Origin of the sequence: Desulfosarcina alkanivorans (genome assembly GCF_009688945.1) — a bacterium.
Taxonomy (GTDB): Bacteria; Desulfobacterota; Desulfobacteria; order Desulfobacterales; family Desulfosarcinaceae; genus Desulfosarcina; species Desulfosarcina alkanivorans.
On the sequence record NZ_AP021874.1, the window covers coordinates 469434 to 495559 of the forward strand.

27 protein-coding genes and 1 pseudogene are annotated in these 26126 nt (G+C 54.9%); 11 read left to right on the top strand and 17 right to left on the bottom strand.

Going from position 1 to position 26126, the window contains the following annotated elements:
• Nucleotides 1-60 precede the first annotated feature (60 nt).
• The gene (locus DSCA_RS02115) at nucleotides 61-2010 is read right to left on the bottom strand and encodes a bifunctional acetyl-CoA hydrolase/transferase family protein/GNAT family N-acetyltransferase (protein ID WP_155314859.1); all 1950 of its coding nucleotides are present in this window, start codon (nucleotides 2008-2010) and stop codon (nucleotides 61-63) included.
• Nucleotides 2011-2350: 340 nt separating this feature from the next.
• Here DSCA_RS02115 and DSCA_RS02120 point away from each other — a divergent pair, with 340 nt between their 5' ends.
• The 7 genes from DSCA_RS02120 (at nucleotide 2351) to hisF (ending at nucleotide 9270) form a co-directional block, all read left to right on the top strand.
• Nucleotides 2351-2701 carry a cupin domain-containing protein gene (locus DSCA_RS02120; protein ID WP_231716355.1) on the top strand — a complete coding sequence of 117 codons (351 nt, stop codon included), beginning with the start codon at nucleotides 2351-2353 and terminating at the stop codon, nucleotides 2699-2701.
• Between the two features lies 1 nt (nucleotide 2702).
• Nucleotides 2703-3158 carry an NUDIX domain-containing protein gene (locus DSCA_RS02125; protein WP_155314861.1) on the top strand — a complete coding sequence of 152 codons (456 nt, stop codon included), beginning with the start codon at nucleotides 2703-2705 and terminating at the stop codon, nucleotides 3156-3158.
• A 54-nt stretch (nucleotides 3159-3212) separates the two neighbouring features.
• Nucleotides 3213-3896 carry a Smr/MutS family protein gene (locus DSCA_RS02130; protein ID WP_155314862.1) on the top strand — a complete coding sequence of 228 codons (684 nt, stop codon included), beginning with the start codon at nucleotides 3213-3215 and terminating at the stop codon, nucleotides 3894-3896.
• A gap of 191 nt (nucleotides 3897-4087) precedes the next feature.
• Entirely contained in the window at nucleotides 4088-5356 is a 1269-nt protein-coding gene (hutI, locus tag DSCA_RS02135; protein WP_155314863.1) for an imidazolonepropionase, read from the top strand.
• Between the two features lie 274 nt (nucleotides 5357-5630).
• Nucleotides 5631-7013: an adenylate/guanylate cyclase domain-containing protein gene (locus tag DSCA_RS02140; protein ID WP_331457143.1), complete on the top strand. Its 1383-nt coding sequence runs from the start codon at nucleotides 5631-5633 to the stop codon at nucleotides 7011-7013.
• A gap of 129 nt (nucleotides 7014-7142) precedes the next feature.
• A complete protein-coding gene (locus tag DSCA_RS02145) occupies nucleotides 7143-7550 on the top strand; it encodes an OsmC family protein (RefSeq protein ID WP_197904717.1) in 408 nt (135 codons plus the stop codon).
• A gap of 148 nt (nucleotides 7551-7698) precedes the next feature.
• Nucleotides 7699-9270, top strand: a complete 1572-nt coding sequence (gene hisF, locus DSCA_RS02150) for an imidazole glycerol phosphate synthase subunit HisF (protein WP_155314865.1) — start codon at nucleotides 7699-7701, stop codon at nucleotides 9268-9270.
• A gap of 281 nt (nucleotides 9271-9551) precedes the next feature.
• Here hisF and DSCA_RS02155 read toward each other — a convergent pair whose 3' ends face one another.
• Nucleotides 9552-10025 carry a flavin reductase family protein gene (locus DSCA_RS02155; protein ID WP_155314866.1) on the bottom strand — a complete coding sequence of 158 codons (474 nt, stop codon included), beginning with the start codon at nucleotides 10023-10025 and terminating at the stop codon, nucleotides 9552-9554.
• A 196-nt stretch (nucleotides 10026-10221) separates the two neighbouring features.
• On the opposite strand from DSCA_RS02155, the gene DSCA_RS02160 reads away from it, so the two are divergent.
• The gene (locus DSCA_RS02160) at nucleotides 10222-11103 is read left to right on the top strand and encodes a phosphate/phosphite/phosphonate ABC transporter substrate-binding protein (protein WP_167527559.1); all 882 of its coding nucleotides are present in this window, start codon (nucleotides 10222-10224) and stop codon (nucleotides 11101-11103) included.
• 391 nt (nucleotides 11104-11494) lie between these two features.
• Here the strand turns inward: DSCA_RS02160 and DSCA_RS02165 are convergent, their stop codons facing one another.
• The 4 genes from DSCA_RS02165 to DSCA_RS02180 all read right to left on the bottom strand — a co-directional run bounded on the left by DSCA_RS02165 (nucleotide 11495) and on the right by DSCA_RS02180 (nucleotide 15923).
• Complete coding sequence (locus DSCA_RS02165) at nucleotides 11495-12412, bottom strand: SGNH/GDSL hydrolase family protein (RefSeq protein WP_155314868.1); 918 nt, start codon at nucleotides 12410-12412, stop codon at nucleotides 11495-11497.
• A gap of 473 nt (nucleotides 12413-12885) precedes the next feature.
• Nucleotides 12886-13680, bottom strand: a complete 795-nt coding sequence (locus tag DSCA_RS02170; protein ID WP_155314869.1) for an SDR family NAD(P)-dependent oxidoreductase — start codon at nucleotides 13678-13680, stop codon at nucleotides 12886-12888.
• A gap of 13 nt (nucleotides 13681-13693) precedes the next feature.
• Nucleotides 13694-14494, bottom strand: coding sequence for an SDR family NAD(P)-dependent oxidoreductase (locus DSCA_RS02175; RefSeq protein ID WP_197904718.1), 801 nt, complete (start codon nucleotides 14492-14494; stop codon nucleotides 13694-13696).
• A gap of 34 nt (nucleotides 14495-14528) precedes the next feature.
• Complete coding sequence (locus DSCA_RS02180) at nucleotides 14529-15923, bottom strand: aspartate aminotransferase family protein (protein ID WP_155314871.1); 1395 nt, start codon at nucleotides 15921-15923, stop codon at nucleotides 14529-14531.
• Between the two features lie 130 nt (nucleotides 15924-16053).
• Here DSCA_RS02180 and DSCA_RS02185 point away from each other — a divergent pair, with 130 nt between their 5' ends.
• A complete protein-coding gene (locus tag DSCA_RS02185) occupies nucleotides 16054-16701 on the top strand; it encodes a TetR/AcrR family transcriptional regulator (RefSeq protein ID WP_167527560.1) in 648 nt (215 codons plus the stop codon).
• 57 nt (nucleotides 16702-16758) lie between these two features.
• Here the strand turns inward: DSCA_RS02185 and DSCA_RS02190 are convergent, their stop codons facing one another.
• The 10 genes from DSCA_RS02190 to DSCA_RS02225 all read right to left on the bottom strand — a co-directional run bounded on the left by DSCA_RS02190 (nucleotide 16759) and on the right by DSCA_RS02225 (nucleotide 24034).
• Nucleotides 16759-17256: a hypothetical protein gene (locus tag DSCA_RS02190; RefSeq protein ID WP_155314873.1), complete on the bottom strand. Its 498-nt coding sequence runs from the start codon at nucleotides 17254-17256 to the stop codon at nucleotides 16759-16761.
• 306 nt (nucleotides 17257-17562) lie between these two features.
• The gene (locus tag DSCA_RS02195; protein WP_155314874.1) at nucleotides 17563-17811 is read right to left on the bottom strand and encodes a hypothetical protein; all 249 of its coding nucleotides are present in this window, start codon (nucleotides 17809-17811) and stop codon (nucleotides 17563-17565) included.
• Nucleotides 17812-17975: 164 nt separating this feature from the next.
• On the bottom strand, nucleotides 17976-19223 hold the full coding sequence (locus DSCA_RS02200; protein WP_155314875.1) for a type II toxin-antitoxin system HipA family toxin: 1248 nt from the start codon (nucleotides 19221-19223) through the stop codon (nucleotides 17976-17978).
• Between the two features lie 17 nt (nucleotides 19224-19240).
• Nucleotides 19241-19591, bottom strand: a complete 351-nt coding sequence (locus DSCA_RS02205; protein ID WP_155314876.1) for a helix-turn-helix transcriptional regulator — start codon at nucleotides 19589-19591, stop codon at nucleotides 19241-19243.
• A gap of 720 nt (nucleotides 19592-20311) precedes the next feature.
• The gene (locus tag DSCA_RS32840) at nucleotides 20312-20446 is read right to left on the bottom strand and encodes a hypothetical protein (RefSeq protein WP_269434640.1); all 135 of its coding nucleotides are present in this window, start codon (nucleotides 20444-20446) and stop codon (nucleotides 20312-20314) included.
• Nucleotides 20447-20728: 282 nt separating this feature from the next.
• Complete coding sequence (locus tag DSCA_RS02210; protein ID WP_155314877.1) at nucleotides 20729-20932, bottom strand: hypothetical protein; 204 nt, start codon at nucleotides 20930-20932, stop codon at nucleotides 20729-20731.
• A 120-nt stretch (nucleotides 20933-21052) separates the two neighbouring features.
• On the bottom strand, nucleotides 21053-21283 hold the full coding sequence (locus tag DSCA_RS02215) for a KH domain-containing protein (protein ID WP_155314878.1): 231 nt from the start codon (nucleotides 21281-21283) through the stop codon (nucleotides 21053-21055).
• Between the two features lie 522 nt (nucleotides 21284-21805).
• Nucleotides 21806-21940, bottom strand: a complete 135-nt coding sequence (locus tag DSCA_RS32845; RefSeq protein ID WP_269434622.1) for a hypothetical protein — start codon at nucleotides 21938-21940, stop codon at nucleotides 21806-21808.
• A 13-nt stretch (nucleotides 21941-21953) separates the two neighbouring features.
• A complete protein-coding gene (locus tag DSCA_RS02220; protein ID WP_197904692.1) occupies nucleotides 21954-22769 on the bottom strand; it encodes an ExeA family protein in 816 nt (271 codons plus the stop codon).
• A complete protein-coding gene (locus DSCA_RS02225; RefSeq protein WP_155314545.1) occupies nucleotides 22760-24034 on the bottom strand; it encodes a DDE-type integrase/transposase/recombinase in 1275 nt (424 codons plus the stop codon). The genes DSCA_RS02220 and DSCA_RS02225 overlap by 10 nt, the downstream gene beginning before the upstream one ends.
• 848 nt (nucleotides 24035-24882) lie before the next feature.
• On the opposite strand from DSCA_RS02225, the gene DSCA_RS33110 reads away from it, so the two are divergent.
• On the top strand, nucleotides 24883-25089 hold the full coding sequence (locus tag DSCA_RS33110) for a carboxymuconolactone decarboxylase family protein (RefSeq protein ID WP_197904719.1): 207 nt from the start codon (nucleotides 24883-24885) through the stop codon (nucleotides 25087-25089).
• A 62-nt stretch (nucleotides 25090-25151) separates the two neighbouring features.
• A complete protein-coding gene (locus DSCA_RS02235; protein WP_155314880.1) occupies nucleotides 25152-25547 on the top strand; it encodes a GNAT family N-acetyltransferase in 396 nt (131 codons plus the stop codon).
• 169 nt (nucleotides 25548-25716) lie between these two features.
• Here the strand turns inward: DSCA_RS02235 and DSCA_RS02240 are convergent.
• Nucleotides 25717-26076, bottom strand: a pseudogene (locus DSCA_RS02240) (helix-turn-helix domain-containing protein); the annotation flags it as partial.
• Between the last annotated feature and the right edge of the window lie 50 nt (nucleotides 26077-26126).

Here is a 26126-nt window from a genome sequence, read left to right on the forward strand (position 1 = left end):
GCAGGCCGCGGCTTGGCAGCGGGCATCACGGGCATGTCCGGTTGCCGGCCGAAAAACCCCTCAGGCGCCGGTCGCCTTATCGCCCGTATCCGGACAGGCGCAGGCGTTCGCGTCCGGCACCTTGCGGTCTCCGGTCTTCCCCGGTTCAACGGCATCGTCGAAATCCATGTGCATGGTGACATCGCTGCCGCCGCTGACGGTCGTTTGGGCGTTGGGATAGCGTTTTTTAAAGACGTGGAGCATGGCGGTGTTTTCGCGCAGGACCGTTGCGGAAAAGGATTTGAAATGATTCTCTTTGGCGATGCGTTCCAGGTCGGCCAGCAGGTGGGATGCGATGCCCATACCCTGAAAATCCTCACGAACGACAAAGGCGACTTCTGCCTGGGTTTCGCTTTCATCCGCATAGGATCCGATGGCGATGATTTCCTGGTGGCCGCCCCTGCGCACCAGGCCGATCATGGACATGTTTTTGCGGTAGTCCACGCTGGCCCATTGCTTCTGCACCACCTCGTGGGAGAAGAGCTTCATTTTATAGAAAAAGCGGAAATAAATCGTTTTTTCCTGGAGCGAGTAAAAGAAGTTGCGGTAGGCAAATTCGTCCGACGGCAACAGCGGACGGAACTCGACCGCTTTTCCGTTTTTCAGGGTCAGGCGGTTTTTGTAGCCCTCGATGAAAATCAGGTCGTCCTGGGAGGGGGGCAGCTGATCCGAAAAGATGTAGTGCCGGGTTTTGGCGACGTCGATGAGTTCTTCCCTGAATTTGGGGTGGGCGATCTGGGCCAGCTCCATGACCCGCTGATAGATGCTCCTGCCCTGAAGCTCGGCGATGCCGTATTCGGTGACCACGAAGTTCACATCCCCCCTGGTGGTGGCCACTCCGGCCCCTTCACTCAAATGGGGAACGATCCGGGACACCTTGCCGTTTTGTGCCGTGGAGGGCATGGCGATGATTGAAAAGCCGCCTTTGGACATGGCGCTGCCCCTCAGAAAATCCACCTGGTCGCCGATACCGCTGTAGAACAGATGGCCCATGGAGTCGGAGCACACCTGTCCGGTGAGATCCACCTCCAGTGCGGAGCTGATGGAGATCAGGTTGTCGTTTCGGGCAATGACGGTGGGGTCGTTGACGAAGGCCGATGAACGGAAGTAAAACATGGGGTTGTTGTCCACATATCGGTAGAGCTTTTCCGATCCCATGCACAGCGATGCCACCACCCGGCCGGGGAGCAGGGTCTTTTTGCGGTTGGTGATCACTTTTTTCTCTAAAAGCGGCAGGACACCGTCGGTGATCAGCTGTGTGTGGATGCCCAGATCGTTCTTGTTGGTCAGTTGCTGCAGGATGGCATAGGGAAGGTGGCCGAACCCGATCTGAAGGGTCGCGCCGTCTTCCACCAGCTGGTTGACATAAAAACCGATGCGGCTGGCGATCTCAGAATTCTTGATGCTGGGCAGGGCTTCGACCAGCGGTTCCTCATACTCGACCAGGTAATCGATGTCATCGATATGGACGACACTGTCGCCCCAGGTCCTCGGCATGCGGGGGTTGACCTGGGCGATGACCATTCTGGCATTCTGCATGCCGGCGAGCGTGATGTCGATGGACACCCCGAGGCTGCAGTAGCCGTGCCTGTCAGGCGGACTGACCTGTATCAGGGCCACGTCCAGGCCGATACGCTGGTTGGCAAAGTATCGGGGGATCTGGGACAGATAGGTGGGGATGTAGTCGATCTTGCCTTCGAATGCCGCTTTTCTCATGGAGCTGCTGATGAAAAACAGCTTCAGGGAGAATCGTTTCAGAAACCGGGGATTGTCCACATAGTCGGAAAATGTCCAGGACAGCATCTGGTAAACCATGATGTCCTGCATGCTCAGATCTTCAACCATGGTCCGGATCAGGTGCTGGGGTTCACCGCATCCGGTGCCGATGAACACCCGACTCCCATTTTTTATTTTGGCGATGGCGGTTTCAGCATCCATCAGCTTGTCCGGACATACGGTTTTCAGATCCATCCTTTTCCTCCCCGATTTTTCTCAACCCATTAAACGGTAAGCGGAACCGATTTTCCACAACCCTGATAAACGGAACGCTAAAGCATGCTATTCCATCGTAAAATCCTCCCATAGTCAAGCAGACAGTTCGGGCAGTGGAATTGCCGCTGAAGTCACCCGCAACTGTGTTTCGATGGCATAGGGCCAGCCACGGCGGTACGGCCCTTCTTTCCGGTTTTCCACGGCCCGGATCCCGGGCACGGTTTCCATAAAACTGTTGACAGGATCGGGGCGGGTTCATAATTTCAGACCTCTGATGTTTGAACCCATCGTTTTTCCATGGAAAGGCAGGAAGCGAATCGTGAAAGTCATACAATATCGTCAGGAACCGGAAACCCGTTTTGACAACCAGATGGTCAAGGGCGTTGCCGGCCGGGTGGTCATCGGCAAGGCGGACGGCGCTCCCAACTTTTGCATGCGTGTCTTTGAACTGGACAAGGGCGGTTATACCCCGAAGCACCAGCATGACTGGGAACATGAGATTTTTTTCCATGCCGGTCAGGGGGAATTGTGGCAAAATGGCAGCTGGGTTCCGGTGACGCCGGGCAGTGTGGCCTTTATACCCGGCAATGAGGAACACCAGATCAGGAATTCCGGTGACGACCGGCTGACTTTTGTCTGCCTGGTGCCATCCGGTGCGCCGGAATTGTAGCATGGCCGAACCTTACCGGAACCCCTTGTCCACGGTGGACATCATTATCGAGGTGGAAGGCGGCATCGTTCTTATTCAGCGAAAGAATCCGCCTTTCGGGTGGGCCATCCCCGGCGGTTTTCTGGACTGGGGGGAAACCGTGGAGGCCTGCGCTGTCCGTGAGGCACGAGAGGAGACGGGGCTTGCGGTCCGGCTCGAGGATCTTTTATACGTTTATTCGAACCCGGATCGGGACCCGAGGCACCACACGATTACCACGGTGTTTGTGGCATCGGCCGACGGCCGGCCGGTGGCCGCGGACGATGCCAAAGATGCCGGCGTATTCACCGTCGGCCGTCTGCCTGCACCCCTGGCTTTCGACCACGGTCAGATCCTGAAAGACTATTTTCGCTATCGACGCGGCGAGGCGAAAAGGGATATCTTTCGCAGCCATTTCCGGCAGCCCGGCAGAGGTTGACCGGGCGTTCCCTGACTTGCGGCCGTTTGCGGTTCTTCTCATGCGGGAGGTGCCATGAAACCACGCCCTGCATCCATCGGAAACCGACCTTTTGCCTCCCTGGGCAAGCGCCTGGACCTGATGAAGGTTCGCCTGCCCCAAGTCCATCTCCCCGAACCGCCATCACGGCCGCTGACCCCCGCTGAAGAAAAGGCCATGTTCAAAGCTGCCATGGCCGATGTCGCGCCCCTGGACCGAAGGGGACGGACCGCACCCCGGGTGCCGGCAGCCAAAGCGCCGACGCTTCCCGCTGAAGATCCCGATGCCGACGCGAAACGTCGGCTCAAGCTGCTCGTGGAGACCGGTGAGGGCTTTGTGCTTACCCATACCGCTGAATATGTGCAAGGCGCCTGTTCGTGGGTTGCCCCCGAGGTGTTTCGCCGGTTGCATGGCGGGCATTTTTCCATCCAGGGCCATGTGGATCTGCACGGCATGGGGGTCGAAACCGCCAGGGCGGACTTTGATCGGTTCATGAAACGCTCGGTGGCATTGGGACGGCGGGCCGTGCTGGTCGTTCATGGCCGGGGGCGCTGCTCTCCGGGTCCGCCGGTACTCAAGCGAAACCTCTTCGATTGGCTGACACGGGGACACTGGAAACGCTGGGTCATTGCCTTTACCAGCGCCAGAGCCTGTGACGGGGGAACCGGGGCCACTTACGTGTTGCTGAGAAGTCACCCCCGATCCGGCAAGCGGGCTTGACGCCGATGGGGTCCGGCCGACCGACACCGGTCGTCGTGGCCTGCCGTTCCATGTCGTCTGGTGGTGAAAAGGGCTTGACTCGTATTGGCCAAAAACATACATAGTGTCCTGGCTGAACTTGACAATATAAAAATTACAATGAGTTATATGTATTTTAGGGCAACCTGAACGCCGTTGTCCCGAGGCCTGCGATGAACTTTCCCGTTTTTCCCGAAACCGTTGACTCCCTGTGGCTGGATATGCGGCTGGCCACCATGGCCGGCCATACCCCATACGGTTTGATGGCCGACAGTGCCATGGCCGTGGACGCCGGGCGCATCGTCTGGCTGGGGCCACAGGCCAGGCTTCCCGCGGATGCGGCGGCGAAAGCCCGGGCGGTGCACCACCTTGAAGGTGCCTGCGTCACGCCCGGGCTGATCGACTGCCACACTCACCTCGTTTATGCCGGCAGCCGGGCCGGGGAATTTGAAATGCGGCTGAACGGTGCCTCCTATGAAGAAATCGCCCGTGCCGGCGGCGGTATTCTCAGCACGGTCAATGCGGTGCGAAACGCTTCGGAGGCGGACCTCTTCGATCAGTCCGCCCTGCGGTTGGCGGCCATGCAGGCGGAAGGCGTCACCACCGTGGAGATCAAGTCGGGCTACGGCCTGAATACGCCAACCGAATTGAAGATGCTCCGGGTGGCCCGGCGACTGGACCAGGCATTCCCGACTTCCGTTACGGCGACTTTTCTGGGTGCCCATGCCCTTCCGCCGGAATACACGGGGCGGCCGGATGCCTATATCGATCTGGTGGTTGACGAGATGATGCCTGCTGTGGCCGCCGATGGCCTGGCCCAGGCGGTGGATGTCTTCTGCGAGCGGATTGCTTTCACCCCGGCCCAGACCGAACGGGTCCTGTCCGCGGCCCGACGGCTCAACCTCGGGGTTAAACTGCATGCCGAACAACTCAGTGACAGCAAGGGGGCCGCCATGGCTGCCCGTTTCGGTGCCCTGAGCGCAGACCACCTTGAGTATTTAGACGCGGCCGGCGCAAAGGCCATGGCCGCGGCCGGCACCGTGGCGGTGCTGTTGCCCGGTGCTTTTTATTTTCTCAAGGAGACCCGGACGCCGCCGGTGGACCTGCTGCGCCGGCAAGGCGTCGCCATGGCCCTTGCCACGGATTGCAACCCCGGCACCAGTCCCACCACGTCACCATTGCTCATGATGAATATGGGCTGTGTCTGTTTTGGCCTTACACCGGCCGAGTCCCTGGCCGGCTTTACCCGCCACGCTGCCCGTGCCCTGGGCCTCCGGGACCGGGGAACCCTCGAGGTCGGCAAACAGGCCGATTTTGTCGTCTGGAATGTCGATGAACCGGCTGAACTGGCTTACCGCATGGGCGGCAATCCTTGCCGCATGACCGTCAAGGAGGGAGCGATTGTCCGTGTGTCGTCCGACGCCACGGCGGCCGGGCGGTGAGAAGAGCGCCAACGGCCACCCGGTGCACCCCGGGGGCACGGGACAGGCATGCCGGTGATGGCATGACGGTCCCATGTGTGTTCGACCATGGGCGAGAGCACGATCGCAGGACCGGTTTACACCGTTCAGCCCGCCGGCAGGGTGCAACGCCGCCCGGGTATCCTTTTCCATCAACCTGTACCACGGGACAGACATCAACATGCGGGAACTGATTTCGATATACCTCACATTTACCGCCGTTCTGGTTGTTTACGGCGCGCAGGTCTGACCGTTTTTGGACGGCCTCGGGTATACAAAGGCCGTATTGATCTCATACGGACCCATTCTTGCCGTACTGCCGGTACGACTTTGGTTTTTCCACCGGTCGGATGCCCTGCTGTCGGAGGCCACACCGTCGCTCCAGCGGGTATTCCGTCAACCGTGGCTGGCATTTGCAGCCGATCTCACGGCCTGGACCGCAGCCGGAATCGTGATGGTTTTTATCTATTACGTTTTCTTCATCCCATACGCATCGACCGGTATCAAGGTGTTGGCCGCCTGCCTGGCCTTCGGGATGTTCAGCGGCATGCTCGGCTACCTTTCCGTCGAACGCCGCATTGTCAATCAACTCAAGGGGCAGAAAACCTTTTCACTGCCCTCGGGAAAGCTGCTGACGGTAAGCAAGAAGATTTTTGTCCTGATCGTAACGGTGGTGGGAATGATGGCCCTTTCCATTTTACTGATGGTCCTCCTGGATGTTTACTACCTGATCGGCCAGGATCTTTCCCGCCCCGACATTTACTGGGGAATCTTCAAGGAGATCGCATTCGCCCTGTTTGTTCTGCTGGGGATTTCCCTTGTCATCGTCCGCCGCTACGCCGCCAACCTGACCGAAATCCTGGATGCCCAGCTGGCTGCCATGGACGAAATCAGCCGGGGCAATCTCGAAAAACAGGTGCCGATCCTTTCCAGTGACGAATTTGCCCGGGTGGCCGAAAAAACCAACCAGATGATGGTGGGCCTGCAGGAAAGGGATTTCTGCCGATCCAGCTTCGACCAGTATGTCTCTCCTGAAATCAGCCGTAAAATCCTCAACGACGCCATCGCCCCGTCAGGGGAAATGGTCGATGTGACCATCCTGTTCTGCGATATGCGCAATTTTACCGGGTTTGCGGAACAGCGGAGCCCGCATTCGGTCGTTGAACTGATGAATCGCTATTTTACCGAGATGGAGGGGGTCATCAGCAAACATGGCGGCGTGGTGCTCCAGTTCATCGGTGACGAAATTGAGGCCGTATTCGGCGCGCCCGAATCCGACGACCGCCATCCCGACCATGCCGTATCTGCCGCATGTGCCATGCGTGCAGCGCTTCGGTCACTCAATGCGGAACGCCGGGGCAGGGGAGAACCGGAGATTCGTCACGGTATCGGGATTCACAGTGGGCATGTTCTGGCCGGCAACGTGGGCAGTTCGAAGCGCAAGACCTACAGCATGCTTGGCGATACCGTCAACCTGGCCTCAAGGCTCCAGGACCTCAACAAGAAACTGGAGACGGAAATCCTGATCAGCGGGGAGACCCGCAAACGGCTGATCGAATCGAATGCGCGGCTGAAACCGATGGGACGGCATGCGGTCAAGGGGAAAATCGAAACCGTGGATGTTTTCGCGGTGGATTAACCCCTATTTATCCTCCCATTTCAAAAGAAAAATCAAAACCGTCATTTGAACCGCTGTTTTCTCGGCAGGAAAAAACGAACCGTTGCGGCCCGGGTAAAAGGCACTTCGGACTTAAAAAGGAGACGTTGCATGACCATTCAGGCCCAAGTGAAATGGATCGATAATCTGCAATTCGTGGCCCGGGCGGGCAAGGGGCCGTCGGTGGTGATCGACACACCGGAAAGCGGTGGCGGCGCCAGTCCCATGGCGCTTATGCTCATGGGCATTGCCGGCTGCACGGCCGTCGACGTAATGACGATCTTAAAGAAAAAACGTCAGAAGGTTAACGGTTTCGAGGTCGATATCTCCGGGGAGCGCAGCGATGAATACCCGAGGCGCTACACCGCTATCGACATCACTTACGTGATTCATGGAACGGATATCAGCCCTGCCGGCGTGAGACAGGCAATCGACTTGTCGGAGAAAAAATACTGCGGCGCCATGGCCTCGATCAATGCCCGGATAACCCATTCGTACAGGATCGAACCGCCGGAATAAATCCATGCGGAAACGGCCTTGTCTTTTCGTGCCCCTTTCTGCGGCGCTCCGGACGGTGGTGAATTGGAAAAATCTATTGTCTGGCGGCCATTTGTCGTGTAATGGTGCTGGCCTTGTCCAAGAAACCCATTAACCGAAGAGGAATGCAATGATTACCCTGCTGGACTATGGGGCTGGAAATGTGCGCAGTGTGATTAACGCCGTCGAAAAGCTGGGCGAACGGGTCGTGGTCGCCGGAACCGGGCGGGACATCCTGAACGCAGAAAAGCTGCTTTTTCCAGGTGTTGGCAACTTCGGCAGCATGATGCAGATTTTGCGGCACAAGCGATTTGTCGACCCCTTGCTGGCATTTTTGAAGTCCGGACGGCCGTTTCTCGGCATCTGCGTGGGCATGCAGGCGCTGTTCGAGGGCAGTGAGGAATCTCCCGGAGAGAAGGGGCTGGGTTTTTTCCCCGGCCGGGTGAAACGCTTCGACGTTGATCGGGCTGTGCCGCATATCGGCTGGAACGGCATCAGCGTCAAGCAGCCCACCGACCTGTTTTTCGGTTTGGACGGTGACGAGAAATTCTACTTTGTCCACTCGTATCACGTGGTGGCCGATGATCCGGGTGTGGTGCTCACCACCACCGATTACGGGTACCCGTTTGTGAGCGCCGTCCAGAAGGGAAACCTGCAGGGGACCCAGTTTCATCCCGAGAAAAGTGGCGCTTCCGGATTGACGTTGCTGGAAAATTTCATCCGCAAGGATCGGGAGCTTGCCATTCCCGGCAAAAGCCCGTCGCAAACCCGCCTGGCCAAGCGCATCATCGCCTGCCTGGATGTTCGTGCCAACGAACAGGGGGATCTGGTGGTCACCAAGGGGGACCAGTACGATGTCCGGGAGGGGGGCAACGTACGCAACCTGGGCAAGCCCGTTGAGTTGGCCGGTCGCTACTTTGAAGAGGGCGCCGACGAGGTGACCTTCCTCAATATCACCGGGTTCCGGGATTTTCCATTGGAGGACATGCCCATGATGCGGGTGCTGGAAGAAACGTCCAGGAACGTTTTCGTACCGCTGACCATCGGCGGCGGCATCCGGGATTTTACCGACAAAAACGGCCGGACCTACACGGCACTGGAGGTGGCCGCCGCCTACTTCCGATCCGGAGCGGACAAGATCTCCGTCGGCAGCGATGCGGTGACCATTGCCGAAGCGTACCTGAGAGGTGGCCAAAAGACCGGTCAGAGCGCCATCGAACAGATCTCCTGCGTGTACGGCAATCAGGCCGTCGTTATTTCCATCGATCCCCGGCGCGTGTATGTCGATTCGCCGGACCAGACCACGCATCCCACCGTCGAAACGACCATCCCCGGGCCCGGGGGGCAGCGATATTGCTGGTTTCAGTGCACTGTGAAAGGGGGGCGGGAAGGGCGGGATATGGATGCCGTGACGCTGGCACGAACCTGTGAGGAACTGGGCGCCGGTGAGATCCTGCTCAATTGCATCGACCGTGACGGTACCAACACAGGCTTTGACATTGAACTGATCAACGCCGTGAAAGGGGCGGTCAGCATCCCTGTGATCGCTTCCAGCGGTGCCGGGTGCGAGGCCCATTTTGCCGAGGTGTTCGAACGGACCGATGCCGAATCCGCACTGGCCGCCGGCATCTTTCACCGGCGCGAAGTGCCCATCGCCGCCGTCAAGGCATACCTGAAGGGGAAGGTGGAGGTTCGGCTGTAGCTGATTGGCCGGGGCCACCGCTTAACCGCATTTGGAACGATCACCTGTTTTTCGCGGGCGTGGCCTGCTGCTGCAATTGCCGGGAGATGGCCGGATGCCGGTTGATGTGGGCGCGCGGGCCATGTCTGAACAATCCATCCCCATCAGGGCTGCCAGATGCGGTGACCCTGGTCGGGTGAATTGGATGGGTCACGGGACCGGTTGACAGGGCCAATGCTATCCGCCCTTTTTTTCCTGACGGATAAATACCAGCCCATCCTTGGTCCGCAACCCGCAACCCGCTATACCCTGCCCGTGTAACACCCCTCGTAATCCAGCGTGGTCAGGGGACCCCTCTTCCCATTGAAAACCGCGGCCACCACCTCTCCAATAAACAGGGAATGGTTGCCGGGCGCCAGGTGTCGGACGATGCGGCATTCCAGGCAGCCAATGCAATCGGACAGGATCGGACAACCGGTTACGCCATCGCTCCAGGCGATGGACTTGAATTTTTCCACGGGATCCGGTCCCTTGAAGCGACCCAGAAGACCCTTTTGCTCCCGGGCGAGAATGTGCAGGGCAAACCGGCCGCTTTTTTCCAGCAGTTCGTGGGAATAGCGGTTGGGGTGGACGGCCGCCATGATTAACGGCGGATCAAACGACACCTGGCTGACCCAGGAAGCGATCATGCCGTTGATGGCCTCCTCAAACCGGGTGGTCAGGACGTAAATCCCGTAGGTCATGTGGGCCATGTCATTCATGAGATGCTCTCTCATCGTTCCCCGCTTTCATTTATTGGTACAACAATTGCTTAAGAATTGTGGCTGCCTGTCGGGCCATTACGGGCTGGATCGCTTTAAAAAAAGCGAATCATGCCTCGTGGATCCAACACAATGGTCCGCTTGGGCATCTGATCGATCGGGTAATCATCATGAACGGGCATCGGCCCGAAACAGAACGGAGGTCCCAGTTATGGTAAAGCGAATTCCCCTAATCATGTTGCTGGCACTGGCAGTTTTTCTGGCCGGCGTGACATCCCTTTATGCCCAGCAGGAAATCAGATTTGGCGTGCTTGCCAAGCGGGGGGTGCCCAAGGCCTTTGAGCAATGGGGACCCACCGCCGACTACCTGTCCAAAAAACTGTCTGTCAACTGCCAGCTGGTGCCGCTGAAGTTCGTGGAAATAGAGCCCGCGCTGAAAAATGGGGAGATTCATTTTCTACTGGCCAATTCCGCGTTTTATGCCCGGTTCGAGAAAAAATACAACCTCAAAGCCGTCTGCACCATGATCAACCGTAAAAAAGGCACCGCCCTGGAAGAGTTCGGCGGCGTGTTGTTCTCCCGAAGCGGCAGTTCGATCCGGAATATTCAGGATATTAAGGGCAAGAAACTGATGTGTGTCAAATACTCGTCTTTTGGCGGCGCCCAAATGGCCTGGAGGCTCCTTCTTGAATCGGGGGTGGACCCGAAAAAAGATTGTACCGCCTTCCTTCAGGGCGGGACCCATGACAATGTTGTGCTTGCTGTAAAAAACAGGAAGGCAGACGTGGGAACCGTCCGGTCGGACACCCTGGAGCGCATGGAGGCCGAGGGCAAGATCAAGATGAGTGATTTCAGGATCATCAACCAGATAAAAGACAGCTATCCCTTTGTCCACAGCACCCGCCTCTACCCCGAGTGGCCCGTTGCAGCGTGTTCCATAACGGATCGAAAACTGGCCAAAAAAGTCGCCAAGGCGCTGATCCTCTTGAACTTTTCCCATGAGGCCATGGTCGCATCAAAGGTCTATAAATGGACCTACCCGGCAAATTATGCGGATGTGACCGAATGTCTCCGCGTCATTGATGCCAATTAACGGGTGCTGGCCGCCATTTTTTTCGATCGCGTCCGCGCGGAAACGATGCATTCGGGTTGACGTGCTGTGGCGGCGATGGGCGAACCGATCTCCTGTCGTGGTGTGCCCGATACCCTTTGAACCGGGCCTGCGCAAGCAGGCCCGGTTCCTTTCATTAAAAAGCCCATCCGGCAGGTCCGCCCCGTCCGCCCCGGGTGTCCTCCGTTGCGGCCCTCATTTTGAAGCAAAGTATAAAAAATTGCCAAATTTTGTCTCGACGCTGACAAAATTTTGTACCGGTACCGCCCTTTGGCGCCTGATGGGGGCGGGTCGTGAAATCCGAACCGACCTTTTCTTCAGGAAAATGGTCTCGGTTTTTTAGACCCAACGTCCATCGCGGGCGATCGCGGGGTCACCTGCGGCATTGTTTCCTGAATCGTTTTCGTGGCGGTGTCCGCATGGGGATGTCCGGCAGGACCTCCTGGAATTCCTCGGCAATAACAGCGTATCCGATGTCGTTGGCATGAATATTCTGGAATGCGCACATCCACGTCCACGCACAAACCAGATCCACGCTGTCCGGGATTCCATTGGGCGAACCGCCAGGACCGGATAGATCGGTATCCAGATCATAAGACATGAAAGCGCCGGCCACATCGGCGACCGGTATGCCGTAGGCGGCATAAACGGCCTCCAGTGTCAGATTAACAGCCAGCTGAAACCCTATGGTGGATTCGGCGAATTCCGGATCCACGAAGAAAGCGGCCAGGAGCGGATTGTAATAATTCATCCCCACAATCGGTACCCCGGGGGCCGCATCACGCAGTGTTTCGATGATATGGGCCAAATCCAGCGACAACTGGTCCAGGGTGTCCTGCAGGCATACTGGATCAACAACGGCTCCATCCACACACTGCAGCACATCGTTCGCCCCGATATCGATGGTGATCAGACCCGTGAACTTGCCATGGGCATGAAGGAACCTTACTGCCTGGTCAAGCTGTGATCCTTGCGGGTAATCACAACGCCCGCCGTATATGAGGGTCCCGGCGGTCTCTCCGGGACAACCCAGATTGACGTGGCGAATTTTGGCGAGGTCCATTTCCCGCCGGAGGATGCCGGCCAGTTCACTCGGGTAGCTGACATCGGATATGATGCTCTCTCCTGTCAGTGGGTCGGCCTGTACGCCGGCCGCAAGGGACGTCCCTATGGACAGGTAGTAAACCGGCGTGTTCTTGCGGGCATTTTTGGATTTTGCCAATGCCGGAAAGTTCCAGGCGCCAATCAGGAAAACCGATGAGAAAATGACAGCGGTCAATTTTCTGAACATGATCTCCTCCTTTGGTTTTTCATAAATTTATCCTGCCAGCCACCATGGTGCTGATGGAGATTTTATTGAATCGTTGCTGAGTGTTGCCATGCAAAGAAAACGGAGGGTATAAGCGGAATATATCTTTGATTGTTCAAATTGTCAAGAATCACAAAGCGTTGACAGTCCGTGTGATCTTGGCGGACTTGTTGCCGAGCAGCCGGCCTTGCAGAAAAAGAGAATAATAAATTTTTCGGGACCGTTACCGTATTCCTGGTTGGGGGGCGGCAGATGTTCACGAGGTGCCAATGAAAGACATCGTCCAGGAGTGATATTCCAACGGCGAGGTCTGCAGCAAATAGCATCCGCGACGATTAACATCGCATGCGACGGCATCAGCCGAAACACCATCAGCGTCGTCTGTGCCCTTTTTGAGGATGCTTGAAAACTGAAAAACAGGATGCGGCCCCGTGCGGCTCCTTTACTGCCGGCAACTATAATCTTGCGGTGGAGCCGTAGTCGATGGAAAGGGTCGCACCGGTTATGGGGCGAGCCTGATCAGAAGCCAGGTAGAGGATCAGGGAGGCCACCTCTTCAGGGATGATGAAACGGGCTTTTTCTCCCTGGGGGTACCGCGCGAGAAGATCCTTGAAATATCCTTCGGGGTCCCCGCCGCCATACGTATCTGCCTGGTATTGCAGCATGGGAGACATAATGTCGGAAGGGCAGACGGCATTGACGCGCACCTGATCGGGGGCCAGTTCAATGGCCAGGGCTTTGGTCAGCAAATTCACCCCGCCCTTGCTGGCACAGTAGATGGCTGCCCCCTTGTCACCGAGCACGCCGGCATCGGAGCTCAGATTGACGATGCAGCCGGTCGTTTTCTTGAGTTCCGGAATTGCACGGGAACACATGAAATACGTGCCCTTGAGGTTGACATCCATCACCCGGTCCCACTCTTTTTCAGTACTCAGGTGGCTGTCTCCCTCCACCCACACCCCTGCGGTGTTGACCAGCACATCCAGGCGGCCGAACTGCTGGACGGTTCGTGTAACCGATTTTTCGCAGTCAGACACTCGGGTTACGTCGCTGACCAAAGTCGCTATGGTGCCGGTTGTCCCTTCACGGGCCGATAATCGTTTGCGGGTTTCTTCAAGCCCCCGGACATTGATGTCCGTGAGCATGACGTGTGCCCCTTCAGACAGAAAACGCGTTGCCGTGGCCGCGCCGACACCGCCGCCGCCACCAGTAATCAGGACGACCTTCCCTTGATATGCCGGAGTTTCCATAGCATTTTCCTCTTCAATAGTACTTGTCACTGGGGCCCTTGTACTCCTGGATCGTGTTGCCGCCGTCGATTACGAACATCTGGCCGGTAATGTAGGTGGCTTCGTCTGAGGCCAGAAAGGCGATCAAATCGGCTACTTCATCCGGTGTGCCGGCGCGTCGCATGGGCGTATTTTCGGCGGCGATTTTCTCCTTTTCCGTGGACGATTCCGTAGCGATCCATCCTGGCGCGACGCTGTTGACCGTTATTCCGCAGCCGGCAACCTCGATGGCCAGCGCCCGGCTCATTCCCACCATGGCAGCCTTTGCTGCGCCGTAGGCCCCTTCACCGGGATTGCTGACCAGGGGGCCGGTGACCGAAGCGACATTGACGATACGGCCGTAGTTGTGTTTGATCATCCCCGGCAGCGCGCTATGGGTGACGTTGAAACAGGTGTTCAGGTTGCGATCGATAGTCTTGTCCCAGTCTGCCGGGCTCAGGCCACTTATTTCTGCAATCGTCTCGGGATCGCCGACCTGGGCCATGCCGGCGTTGTTCACCAGGATATCCAGACGCCCAAAGCGAGACCGAATGCGTTCGACCAGACGTTCGACCTGAGAACGGTCGGTGAGGTCGGCCACGTAGGCCCGGACCCGCTGGTTGGCCGGTTCAATGGCAGCCTGCCGCTGGTTGATGCGGTCGGTGGTGGCGGTGATGGCCACACCTGCACCGCAGGCGAACAGCAGTCGGGCGGTCGCAAAGCCGATGCCCGTTTCACTGCCGCAGCCGGTGACAAGGGCCACGCGTCCTTTAAAGCGTTTGGTGTTTACCTTCACGAAGAACTCCCCGTTGTTGGATTGATTTTTTTTCTCAATGAGAACGATTCCTGCCGGAAAGTACCGACAGTTCCTGCATACAGGCATCCCACCCCTTCACCAGACAATCGATATCCTCTTCTGTGGCCATGGGCGGAACCAGCATCATGTTGTGGAAGGGGGTAATAAGGAGCCCCCGGTTGGCCAGGAAAAGATGGGTGTAGTAAATCATGGGCCAGTCGAACGCGGCTTTGGCCTCGCTTCCGCAGGTGGGCAGCCGGGGCACGAACTGGAGCTCGGCACGGGCCCCGCAGCGGGTGACACTCCAGGGCAGATCGTACTTTTCGATTGAGGCCTCCAGGCCGTCTGCCATGCGGTTGGCACCGGCAATCATTTTTTCAAAAGCCGTTTGTGTGGCGGCGTGCTTCAGGGTGGCCCGCAGGGCATTTATCGCAAGGGCGTTGCCTGAAAGCGTTCCGCCGATGCCCATAGGATCGGACAGACCCTTGTGCCCGAATGAGGCATTGATTTTTTCGGAAATGGCAGCGGTGAAGCCATAAACCGCCACCGGGACGCCTCCTGCAATGCATTTGCCCAAGGTGACGAAATCGGGTTCAAGTCCGTGGGCGGCCGTATACCCGCCGGGTCCCGAGGACAATGTATGGGTCTCGTCAATGATCAGATAGGTACCGGTGCGGGTGCACAGCTCACGCAGTTTTGCATGGTAGCCCGGAGCGGGTAAAACCATCCCGCAGTTGGTCATGACCGGCTCGGCCAGAACACAGGCGACATCTTCGTGTGCAAGGGCCTCCTCGAGGGCATCGGGATCATTGAACTCCACGACGCGGGTCAGGGCTTCCTTGGGGATGCCCGGATTGATGTCGTATTCCGAACGGAGAGCCAGGCGGCCGTCCGGCCCAAAGTGAACCAGGGCTTCGTCGATGCTGCCATGGTAGCATTCGTTGAAAACCAGGATTTTGGGTCTGTGGGTCAGGGTCCGGCAGATGCGGATCACGTATCGGTTGGCCTCGGTGGCGGTCATGGCCACCTGCCAGTAAGGCAGGCCGAAGCGGGATTTGAGTTCACGCCCCACCCACACGGCGTCTTTCGTGGGCAGCATGGTGGTGATTCCCCGATGTATCTGCCGGGTGACCGCCTCCGCCGTCGGTGCCGGGGAGTGGCCGAACATGGCACCCGTGTCCCCGAGGCAGAAGTCGATATAGGTGTTGCCGTCCACGTCTTTTATGCGGTTTTCCGATGCATGGTCAATGAAAAGAGGGTAGGCGGTCCCCCAGTCGCCCATCCAGGGCATGGGAACGCCGTTGAGCAGAACTTCTCCGGCTTGGCGGAAAGCCGCTTTCGATCCCGGCGTGCGCTTTTCGAATCGGGCCGCTTCCCGTTGCATGAGTTCTTCCAGCTGTTGATCGCTGATGATTCTTTGAAATGTCATTTGATCCTCATCTTTGGCTATACGAAAGTTCAGTCAATATGTGTTGGTTATACGTCCGTTCAGTGGTATGTGTCAAGACAAAACCAATGTGCATGCCATCCATAGACAAGGTGTTTTGACGGGAGAAGCCATGGCCGGCAATGAAAAACGAACCCGCCTGACGCGGGTCGAGCAGAAAAAAGCGACCCGCAGGAAACTGATCCGTACCACCATCGCGATAATTGCCGCAGAGGGGCTTTCGCGCGTGACCCTCCCCAAAGTGGCCAAACAGGCCGGGCTATCGCGGGGAATATGCAATTTTCATTTCAAAACCAAGGATCAGTTGCTGCTGGAAACGTTTCAGACGGTTTACCGGGAACACGAACGTGCCTGGAAGGATGCACTGTCCGATCAGCACGTGCCCCCGGTTCGTCGGCTGAAACGTTTTATCCGGGTGCTGCTGCTTCCGCCGGTGGCCGATTTTGAGAAAGTCGCCGTCTGGCTGGCCTTCTGGGGCGAAGCGGCCAACAGGCAGACCTACCTGGATTTGTGCACGGCCATGGACAAGGCTTTTGAGAATGGCGTCGCCGCCGTCCTGGGTGAAATCGGGCCGCCTCTTGCGGGGGGAAGCGGCATGGATATGGGTGCCATTGCTGTGGCGCTTACCGGGATGATTGACGGTTTCTGGGTCCAATATCTCATCGCTCCGGGCAGACTGAGTCCCGAGCATGCCATCTCCGCCTGTTTTGCCTATCTGTCGCGTTTTTATCCGGAGTTCGGCAAGGCCGATCGTGCATAACCGTTGGATCGCGAAGGTTTTGAGGCTTCAATGGGTTACTTCGGCAGTCATGTCACGTCACGATGTAAAAAACCAATCCAGTAAAATCTCGCGCGTTTTTTCTATCAGCATGGCGGAAAACCGCTCCAGGCGTGAGGACTTGAGATTCCAGCTGTGCCAGTAGAGCTTCAGCTTGACGTAATGAGGCGGCGCGAGGTCGATGAGGGTGCCTTCTGTCAACGCTTCGTCGGCCGTGATGTCGCACATGCCGCAGGCCAGGCCTGAAACGATAAAATCGGTAAAGCGTTCCACCGCCGGGAAGTAATGGACCGTCAGTTGCTCCGGACATTGACCCAGCACGATCTCGATCAGCCTTTTATGGCTGGCATCCTTACGGTTGTATACCAATATCGGCGCCTGGCCGATGTTTTCCAGACTCAATCCTCCCGGTAGCCATTCACGGGCGAATTGGGGAGTGCCCAACAGATGGTAATTGATCGAACCGAGGTAGGCGACGCGGTGCCGAACGTCGTCGAGGTGGAATGGTCTGCACGGGAAACGGCGCGACACCGGCATGGCGGGGTAGGAATCCCAGATTGTTGTGCGGAATGGAAACCTTGCTGAAAACGTGGTCGCAATCAGCGGAATGGGGGGGCACGTTGCGGGGAAATACGCAGTAACCCCGTCCAGACTGATTAATCACCCAATGGGATCACAACGACCTTATTGTTTATTTTTTCTGCTCCATAGTCTCTCAAATCAACCACATTTGATGGGTCTGTTGCGTCATATGAACGGACAATACCGTATCTTGAGCAAATGACATTATGAAAAATTCGTTTTCATTGTCGCCACCATCATCTGTGATGACAAAATGAATTTTCAGGAATTGACGTTGTTATAGGTCTGCGTGCCGATTTTGGCACCGCTGACCACTTCCTTGCCGACCGCCATCCTATAAATAACCCGGCCTTCCCAAATATCGCCGACACCTTGTCTAAAGCTCCAGTTACCAATTGGTATTTTCATATATGGGTTGGTAATTTTATCAGAATCCGGCCCAAATTCATATGCGAAAGCAGGAAATATCAAAAGAAAACAGCTTGTAACCATAGCAATAAGTGTCTTCATTTCTCCTTCCTTCATTGGATATTATCATCATAAATTTTATTCCATAGACCGAACTTGGTTGTTCTGAAAGCCGACATGGGGGTATTCCTGATTGGGTGATGTCTTTTCAGAAGGTTTAGAAACATTCCCGTCCGCTTGCCATCGTGGGGCGGGAATTGGACGCGTCATCTCAAATGGTTGACGAAAGCCTCTTTTATAAAGGGAAAGTTTTCTTCAGGCACGCCCCAGCGCAGATAAACCTCCTCCCACCCGGAAAGGAACACTTCTTTCAAGCGTTCAATCACCTGCCGGCCGTCCGCCGTTGCAAGGCCAAAGACCGGACTGACGGACAAAGCGTTTTCCAGGGTCGCCAGCCGGCTGCCATCCTTGCCCACGCCGAGCGTCAAATTGCGCGGCATTTTCGGCCCCATGTCGGGCTGAGGAACGACATCATAAGCCGGGGACAGTCGCCACCCGAGGCCGGGCAGATAAATGAATCCGTGATTGCGTATATGGTCATCGGCGTTGTTACACAGGATGTTGAACACCATCCGCATGAAAAACTGCCTCAGATCGTCCTGGACGGCTGGGGCGGCAATGTGTTTTCGCATCTGAGCGGCGATTTCCTGGTAACTGCCAGTGGCGAGATCGTCGGTTGCCAACAAGGTTGCAGCCGAGATGAAGGGGATCGGATTGCCGGCCGAGTCACGATCAAACCGCTCGATCAGAAACACGTCCCGATTTCCCACCATCAGGGTTTTGGAATTCGGCACATCGATACCGCAGCGTGCGGCAAGCCGAAGCGTGGCGTGTTCGATCCGGCAGGTGTTCCACGCTTCACGCTCCCGTCCGAATTTGGCGATCCATCGGCGGCCTTGATGCACGGTCGGCGCTTTGGGTTGAGCGCCCCCCAATGAAGATCCCCGCAATAGAAAACGGCGATGCCGGGGCGGAAGATTCTCCCCCTTGTCAATCCGGTCCACCGCAGCGATCATGTCGCCCAGATCGAGTGTCGCGCCCTGGGGCGGATAGTTGGGCCATCCCGGATTGATGGGCGCGGGGCCTTCCTCCAGGGAGCGTCCGAAGCCAAGCGCACCGGTTCTGTCTTCGACCGGCAGGGCCGTGAGGTATTGGAATTCGCCTGGTGACTGAGGCTCGGCTGCCCTGGCAAGCAGGTGCCGCCCCCACCCATCGGGGGCCGTATCACGAATCGCTCCGAAAAGTGGTGAGGCGGGCCTGGACCGGAAGAGATTCTCTCCTAAGGGAAGCTGGACCGGGTCAATGGCGATGGCATCCCGGCGCTGCAGGTATCTTTTGCCGTACTGGAACGTGGCGTGAACTTCCCGGCGGTCTTCGATGATGGTCAAGTAGCCACAGGGCACCCACTGGCCGCCCAGATGGATAAACACATAAGCGCTGTTTTCATTTGCCATGATTGATTATCCCACAATCAGAAATCCAGATCGACTTTGCCGCGGCCAGGGCGGATACGCTGTTTTTTTTCATGGCCTTGACGGTCGATAAGATTTCCCACCGCATCGGATTCGGGGCTGGCCAGGTGATCCAGGTCGTTTTCCAGCCCGAGGGCTAAAAGCGCTGCCGCCAGAACGCCGAGACTTACCCCGGGGTCGCCGGATTCGAGCCTGCCCATCGTCTTGCGGGTCACGAACATGCGCCCGGCCATTTCCTTCATGGTCATCCCGCGCCGCTTGCGAGCCAGCTTGATCTGTTGCCCCACCTCGACCAGTTTCTGCCTCAACGACAGGGGCAATCCGTCTTTTCCAAGCGATTTATGTGTCATATAATACCCTGAAAATTGTTTAATGAGTATTAAATAACGCTTTAAGTCTATTGTCAAGCGGTCAGTCAACCATCAGATTTGGCCTGCTTCGATGATTTACCCGCCGGTGTTTTCCTGCGAGTGTGGTTAATCGGCGCAGGCAGGTTAATTTTTAGCCCGTTTCTCTTGATAAGAACGATTTCATGCCTTAGAGTGAATTATGAAATTGCCGGGCTTCAACAAACATAGAATGCCATGACTTGGTTTTGACCAGTCGACGGCCATATTTAACAATGGGGGCTCCGAGCAATTCATCAAAGGCTTCTGGGGGTATTGGCTCCATTCTTAGCCCTGGGAGCCTTTGTAATGCATTTCCAATATGGTCAGTACGTTACCACGAAAAAGGCAGAGCCCCGTTAGAGGCTCTGCCGTGAACCGCCATGTCAGCGAATTCAATTTTTACTGCCTGCTTTTCGAAGCTCTGCCGTTAAGCCAGTTCACACCGGACATTGAGGGGGATTCTATGAATTAACCATTCCGCAGTCCTGAGCCATTTCTTCTTTTCAACCATTTTCATGCTGAAACGGTAGACACTGCAGTAAATTTTGTCAGGAACAACGTTAATCGGTCCCAATTCAGACATTTTCAGACCCGCCCGATAATAAAGCTTATTGCGATTGAGACGGTATGCGAGGTTGCGTATAAGCATCAAAACGGCCTTCCTCAGACGTTTCATCTTGTTCAACCCATCACATCAATTCCCAAATCACATCCCAGGTGAGGGTCTTTGTTTTCACACTCAAAGTTGGCTTCACGGGTATCGACATGTCCTTCGCTATTGTCTTCAAAGTAATCCTGAGTTCTATTTTCGGCCATGGTGTCACCTCATTGGCTGATTGTTGTATTGGTGTTTCGTTTTGCTTAGACCCATTGTACTGCATGCAACGGTTTCGGCAATGTGAGCCGGTTGGCTGTTGGATGGTAGGTGGAATCTATCATCCCTTTGAATCAGTGTCCATCCGGAAACGTAACTTTCCGTTATCAACGATATGGCCTGGTAATTCTCGATAGTACGGTCACATCAAATCACATTCATCTGCTTGCGGCAGATGATGGAGGCCGCAGGCAAACCGGATCTCATCTGGTCGTCCAGATCCATCAGATGGCCATGTAACCAAAAACTTCCCGATCAGCCAGAGCATCAATGGTGCCACGGAACAGGCAGTACACCATAGGGTGACCTACTACACCTCCAATCGATTCCCACAAATAGACGAGGCCCACAATTGGGCCTCGCCTTCCCATGAAATTTACCTGAAATAAAGTTAGTGTACCTTCAGCAGAGTATAAAGCATTGCCCATGCCAACATCCTTGGTCGACTCTTAGCACTTGTAAATATGAGAGATATTTTCAAATGAACGCAATGCGGCACATCTGGTATGTGCCTTTTTGTTTACGCAGGATTGATACGGGTGTGTAATTTATTCGATGATTTCAAGAACAGCACGTTTTTTCATCTTGGAGGATACCGCACTTAAAATAGTCCGCATAGCCATAGCTGTTCTGCCTTGCTTGCCGATGACCTTCCCTAAATCTTCTTTGGCCACAGTGAGTTCCAAAACAATAGTATGGTCGCCTGGCACTTCCGCAACACCTACCTGCTCGGGCCTGTTTACCAATGACTTCGCAATAAGGGTAATCAGCTCTTTCATCGCCTGCTCCTTCCATTGGATATCGCAGCTACGTAATGTATGCTGCTTATGGGCATTCAACATGGCTATGCTATCTGTTGGTAATAGCATGCTGGCATAAATATTCGGGATGTCCAAATTATTAGCAGGTTCCATACCAGTATTGGAGTGGGTGTTGTGATGAAGAAAGCCCCAGCAGAAGACGGTTGTTGATTCCCGCAATCAACGGAAGACAATTTTCGGATTAAATTGAAGAGTTTTCGAAGTTTTCAAATTTACTGGAACTTTGTTTATATCCACCGGTTTTCAACGACTTTCCACCGTTGGTCGGACCTCTATTAGGGTGCGCTACGCGCTCCAATCTTATGGGTTTTTCAAGGCATGGGCAGGAAGGCTTGAATAAAATGAGGGGAGCAGCATTTCTGATTTGCTACTCCCCTCTGGGCATTTTATTCAATGCCTCCTGCACCCGGCTATCCCTTGACAGGTTGCTCCCCAGCAGAGCCTGTCTCCGTTTCACCGGGCAAACCGTATCGAATCGGATTAAAATTTCATCTTTTTCTGCTGGCTTACCACAGACAACTCATCCGTTAATCGGTTGAGCACATTTAAGATGGCGGCCAATACAAGCGCCTCCAGTTTTTGGCGGATATCTTCGGCGGTCGGATGGGATGGCATATCGACTCCTTTCCTAAAATATTTCGGATGCGGCAAGCCGCACATGTTCCGCGTTGACAGTTTTTTCATGACCCATTGCCGCGGCAACCAGGGCACCGCGAGCCAGGTGGTTGGCTTTCCTGAAGATGCCGCCCGATCCTTGGTGGATGGCCGTGATAGCATCACCTTCGAACAGCATCCGGTCGATTCCGGCAATGGTCAGATGATGCTGAAGATAGGTTTGCATCTGTTCTTTTTTGGAACCGATGAAATGGCTTTTGGCCACCACCCGCGATGCCAGGGGAAGACAACCCGGATATCGCAGGTTGTCGATCAAATGAGTTTGTCCGGCCAGTACCATGGGCAGGTAGGGTTTTGAGTCCATCTCGAACTGACACAGCGTATGCAGCTCCACGAAGACTTCCAGACGGAGCAAAGAGGCTTCATCGATGACCAGAACGACATTTTGTTTTTTCCCGTGGATCAATTCCAATACTTCTCGTTTGATTCCATCGGTCATGGCCGCACGGGAGGTCCCGGCAGGTTTCATTCCCAGTTCTCCCATGATCAGGCGGTACAGTTCCAGGATGGAACCGGACGTGGCTGTGACGTAGACCAGCTTGTACTCGGAAGGATGCAGACCGTTTACCAGATAACGGATGGCTGTGGATTTACCGGAGCCGATCTCACCGGTGATCAGATAAATCGCCCCTAACCCCAAACTGTAATCGAAACGGTTCTTCGCTGCCGCCAGTTGATCCGTTTCAAGTATATCCGTCACCGCGATATCCGCCGTGAAGGGCTCTTTCTCAAAACCGAAGAACGGCAGATACGGCGTATTCATTTCCATAGACCGCCTCCCTGATAATCCGTCTTGTGGGCCGGTTCGAGTTGGGTATTGATGTTCTTGTCCCGCTTTACCCGGCAGTTAACATGCAGATCCACGGGAACCAACAATCCGTGGGACTTCCGATTGAAAAACACCTCAGCCGTTTTCGGTTCGCTTTCGTGATACAAAATCAGCACCCGCTTGCCGATCAATACCACCGGGGCTTCGAACAGGTTGCCGTTGAGTGTGACGGTTCGATCCTTTGCGACGGTTCGGTATACGGCGGTGCGAAAGTGATCGTTCAGGTTCTTCGGTGCCGTTCGGATGCAGGCAAGGTTTTTGCTGAACCGGTTAAAGGGCGTCATGCCGGTGGCGCTGTGAATGCGTTGGTGATAGGCTGTATCGAGCCAATGGGCAAACGACTGATTCAATCGTTCCAGGGAGGAAAGATCGGCTGCAGGTAAAAATCCACCGCGAACGGTTTTGAAGAATCTCTCAATTTTGCCCTTGCCCTGGGGCTTGTACGGCCTTGCATGAATGAGGGCGATGGCCAGTGAGGCACAGGTAAATTCGAGTTTGCGGCTGCGATAGGCAGCGCCGTTGTCCACGTACAGTTTTCGCGGCAATCCTCGTTTGGAAAGTGCTTTTTCAAAAGCATCCATGAAACTGGCCAGGTTCTCCGACAGGTAGAACCCGCCGTAAACGATCAATCGGGAATGATCGTCGATAAAAGCGATCAAATAGCTTTTTCGCATTTTCTGATCGACCACCACCTTGGGTCCGTGCATCACATCGCTTTGCCAGATGTCGTTGACCAGCTCGGCTTCGTACTTTCTTCGATCCTCCGGTTTGGGGGATTGATCCATCAACCCGTGTCGGTGAAACAGCCGATAGAGGGTGGAAAGACCAAAGCTTGCAGGAACAATTGTCTGGCGTTTGAGACTTTCCAAAAGCATCGGGACTGGCGTTGCCATCTGGCTTTGTCTAGTGGCAAGGACGATGTTGACTGTTTCTTCGTCCAAGTTTCGGGATCTACCCTGATCGCCTCTTTTCCCGGGATACAGCGATTCGATACGGCCGTTGCTTTTTTGGTAACGTCGAATCCAGCGATAGATCGTATTTTCGCTGATCCGTGTTCGGCTGGAATAGGGAATGACCCATTTGCGCTCGCACTTCTCCCTCAACAGTCGCCGTTTCTCGCTTCTGGTCAGGTTCGTCGTGCCGACAAACTCGTGAATGACCCCGAACCGGAAAACAGCGACGGTCTCATCCTTTTCTTGTGTCATACAAACCTCCTTTTTTGTGTTTCCCCTAGCTTTAAACCATTTCTCACGGTACGGGGAGCGCACTGTTCGGTAGGTTTGTCGATGACGGAAAGAACTCCGGATTAGATGGTCCGACTGACAGGTGTCCGGCCCATATTCAGGAATAGGGAAAAGGCGGCAAGCAAATCGGTTCCGATCCCGAAACAGGCCAGGGCTTTTCGTTTCAGTGCGGCCAGCCAATGGCGCTGCCGGGATGTAGACAACTTCGAGTTCCATCTGCCGCTGGATAGGCGTTGCTTCAAACAATCGGAAATTGTTAAAATCGGCACCTGGAAACGATTAAAATAACCTTCGGGCTTCATTTTGATAATGCAATTACAGTCCGGGCAACGGTATCTTCGAAGCCATACGCCAAAAGCAAATCCATCAAAATAGGCGAGTACGAAACCGTGTCCCCATATTCGGGTTGAACCACACCTGGGGCATCCGCGAGGTGTTGGCCAACAAAAATTGCGTCCCTGTTCATCAATATCCTTGAGTTTTACACAAACGGAAAGTATCATCGGACCATTCTTTGTTGGGGTCGATAATACGACCCGGTTTTCTGGGGTGCTCCGGTCTGCCAACCGTCACCCCTTTTCTTTATCCATAAAAAAAGCCCCCTTGCCGGAGGCTCATCTAATTCGAAAATTCTTTTCCGTTTGTCAACGATTGTGATTATCTTGCCGGTTACTCCACCCTCGATCCCGCTAACCTACACGGTCTGCTGGGGCTTCGGAGGATTGTGCGGGTGGAATGGAGGTAGATGGTAATTCCACTGACCCTGTAGACCCTGTCTAACCCAATTGGTTACAGAGGATTTTTTAACAGTGGGTGCCCTGGTACACGGCTGTAAAGCTTGTATACTTTTCCAAACTGAGGAAGCATTATCATTGGGTGCCACAGCAGAAGAGATTCTTGAAGCCTGCGCTGTAGCGATTTCCTTAGGAGGCACTATGGGGGCCGGAGAGACCACACGAGTCGTCCAACTTTTAGAGGAGAAAGGACTCCTGGAGGAGCTAAAAAAGGATAGTTAATTTTCGTGCAGGTTACTCCAATGAATTAAAGGATTGGGTAAGGTCGGCCTAGTAGGTATGGCATAAAACAAGCCGAATATGATCAGCATAATAAGATTGAAAAAAATGAAACAGTTTTGATTTGTTACATAAATGACACTCCTGTTTCCAGTGGGTGCTTCAAAAAAGTTGATGAAGACACCATAGAAATCAAACGAATGTATGTCGATCCATCACATAGAAGAAAAGGAATTTCTTCTAAACTTCTGTCAGAACTTGAGTCTTGGGCTAAGGAGTTAAACTTTGCTATATCACTTCTTGAAACCGGGAAAGGCCAACCAGAGGCAATAGGTTTATATACAAAAGCAGGGTATAAAATTACAGAGAATTATGGGTCTTATATAGGCATTGAAAACAGTATTTGCATGAAAAAAGGTATGTATTCACGGGGTAATTTGATCGTCGAGTTATCTTCGTAACTCTCCGAAAATACAACACAAATCCAATTCCTTACAACTGCCTGAAATAATTAAAAAAATCTAGATTTTTCTTTTTGGTTGTGGTAAAGTGTTTTTCATGGCACTCAAAAGACCCTTTTCTGAACTCGATTGGCAACTGACACCGGAGCCGGTACGGCATTACATTGTCCCTAAAGCGAGCCGATTGGTGACGCAGCCACACGCATCGTACACCGCTGGGGGGAAATAAAAACCCCGCGCTTACGCAGTTCGTTGCTGGCACGGACCTGCCCATGAGCTGGCTGCTCAACGGCATAGGCCACGACAGCAGCCTCGGTCGTTTCGTCTGTGCGGTTCTTGATACTGGGTTTGCGGCGCTTTCGATCGACGAGGGCATCGATGCCGCCAGCTTCAACAGCGTTCTGGTAGCGGTTAAAGGTGTCACGGGAAAGCCCCATGATCCGGCAGGCTTTGGATTCGTTGCCAAGCTCCTCGGCCAGTTCAACAATCCGATCTTGTGTTTGATAACGGTTTTGGTACCATTCAGCATAGGAGGGTTACCTCCTATGGTTTTGATGGTTTTGGTTGGCACCTTCATCA

Excerpts from the sequence above, each read along its gene's own strand:
- DSCA_RS02145 (WP_197904717.1), top strand. The coding sequence starts at position 7,143 with ATGACCATTCAGGCCCAAGTGAAATGGATCGATAATCTGCAATTCGTG.
- DSCA_RS02130 (WP_155314862.1), top strand. The coding sequence starts at position 3,213 with ATGAAACCACGCCCTGCATCCATCGGAAACCGACCTTTTGCCTCCCTG.
- DSCA_RS32840 (WP_269434640.1), bottom strand. The coding sequence starts at position 20,446 with ATGGCCGAAAATAGAACTCAGGATTACTTTGAAGACAATAGCGAAGGA.
- DSCA_RS02225 (WP_155314545.1), bottom strand. The coding sequence starts at position 24,034 with ATGACACAAGAAAAGGATGAGACCGTCGCTGTTTTCCGGTTCGGGGTC.
- DSCA_RS02185 (WP_167527560.1), top strand. The coding sequence starts at position 16,054 with ATGGCCGGCAATGAAAAACGAACCCGCCTGACGCGGGTCGAGCAGAAA.
- DSCA_RS02155 (WP_155314866.1), bottom strand. The coding sequence starts at position 10,025 with ATGAGAGAGCATCTCATGAATGACATGGCCCACATGACCTACGGGATT.
- DSCA_RS02200 (WP_155314875.1), bottom strand. The coding sequence starts at position 19,223 with ATGGCAAATGAAAACAGCGCTTATGTGTTTATCCATCTGGGCGGCCAG.
- DSCA_RS02190 (WP_155314873.1), bottom strand. The coding sequence starts at position 17,256 with ATGCCGGTGTCGCGCCGTTTCCCGTGCAGACCATTCCACCTCGACGAC.
- hisF (WP_155314865.1), top strand. The coding sequence starts at position 7,699 with ATGATTACCCTGCTGGACTATGGGGCTGGAAATGTGCGCAGTGTGATT.
- DSCA_RS02205 (WP_155314876.1), bottom strand. The coding sequence starts at position 19,591 with ATGACACATAAATCGCTTGGAAAAGACGGATTGCCCCTGTCGTTGAGG.
- DSCA_RS02115 (WP_155314859.1), bottom strand. The coding sequence starts at position 2,010 with ATGGATCTGAAAACCGTATGTCCGGACAAGCTGATGGATGCTGAAACC.
- DSCA_RS02220 (WP_197904692.1), bottom strand. The coding sequence starts at position 22,769 with ATGGAAATGAATACGCCGTATCTGCCGTTCTTCGGTTTTGAGAAAGAG.
- DSCA_RS02165 (WP_155314868.1), bottom strand. The coding sequence starts at position 12,412 with ATGTTCAGAAAATTGACCGCTGTCATTTTCTCATCGGTTTTCCTGATT.
- hutI (WP_155314863.1), top strand. The coding sequence starts at position 4,088 with ATGAACTTTCCCGTTTTTCCCGAAACCGTTGACTCCCTGTGGCTGGAT.
- DSCA_RS02210 (WP_155314877.1), bottom strand. The coding sequence starts at position 20,932 with ATGGGCAATGCTTTATACTCTGCTGAAGGTACACTAACTTTATTTCAG.
- DSCA_RS02215 (WP_155314878.1), bottom strand. The coding sequence starts at position 21,283 with ATGAAAGAGCTGATTACCCTTATTGCGAAGTCATTGGTAAACAGGCCC.
- DSCA_RS02160 (WP_167527559.1), top strand. The coding sequence starts at position 10,222 with ATGGTAAAGCGAATTCCCCTAATCATGTTGCTGGCACTGGCAGTTTTT.
- DSCA_RS32845 (WP_269434622.1), bottom strand. The coding sequence starts at position 21,940 with ATGCCATCCCATCCGACCGCCGAAGATATCCGCCAAAAACTGGAGGCG.
- DSCA_RS02170 (WP_155314869.1), bottom strand. The coding sequence starts at position 13,680 with ATGGAAACTCCGGCATATCAAGGGAAGGTCGTCCTGATTACTGGTGGC.
- DSCA_RS02195 (WP_155314874.1), bottom strand. The coding sequence starts at position 17,811 with ATGAAGACACTTATTGCTATGGTTACAAGCTGTTTTCTTTTGATATTT.
- DSCA_RS02125 (WP_155314861.1), top strand. The coding sequence starts at position 2,703 with ATGGCCGAACCTTACCGGAACCCCTTGTCCACGGTGGACATCATTATC.
- DSCA_RS02180 (WP_155314871.1), bottom strand. The coding sequence starts at position 15,923 with ATGACATTTCAAAGAATCATCAGCGATCAACAGCTGGAAGAACTCATG.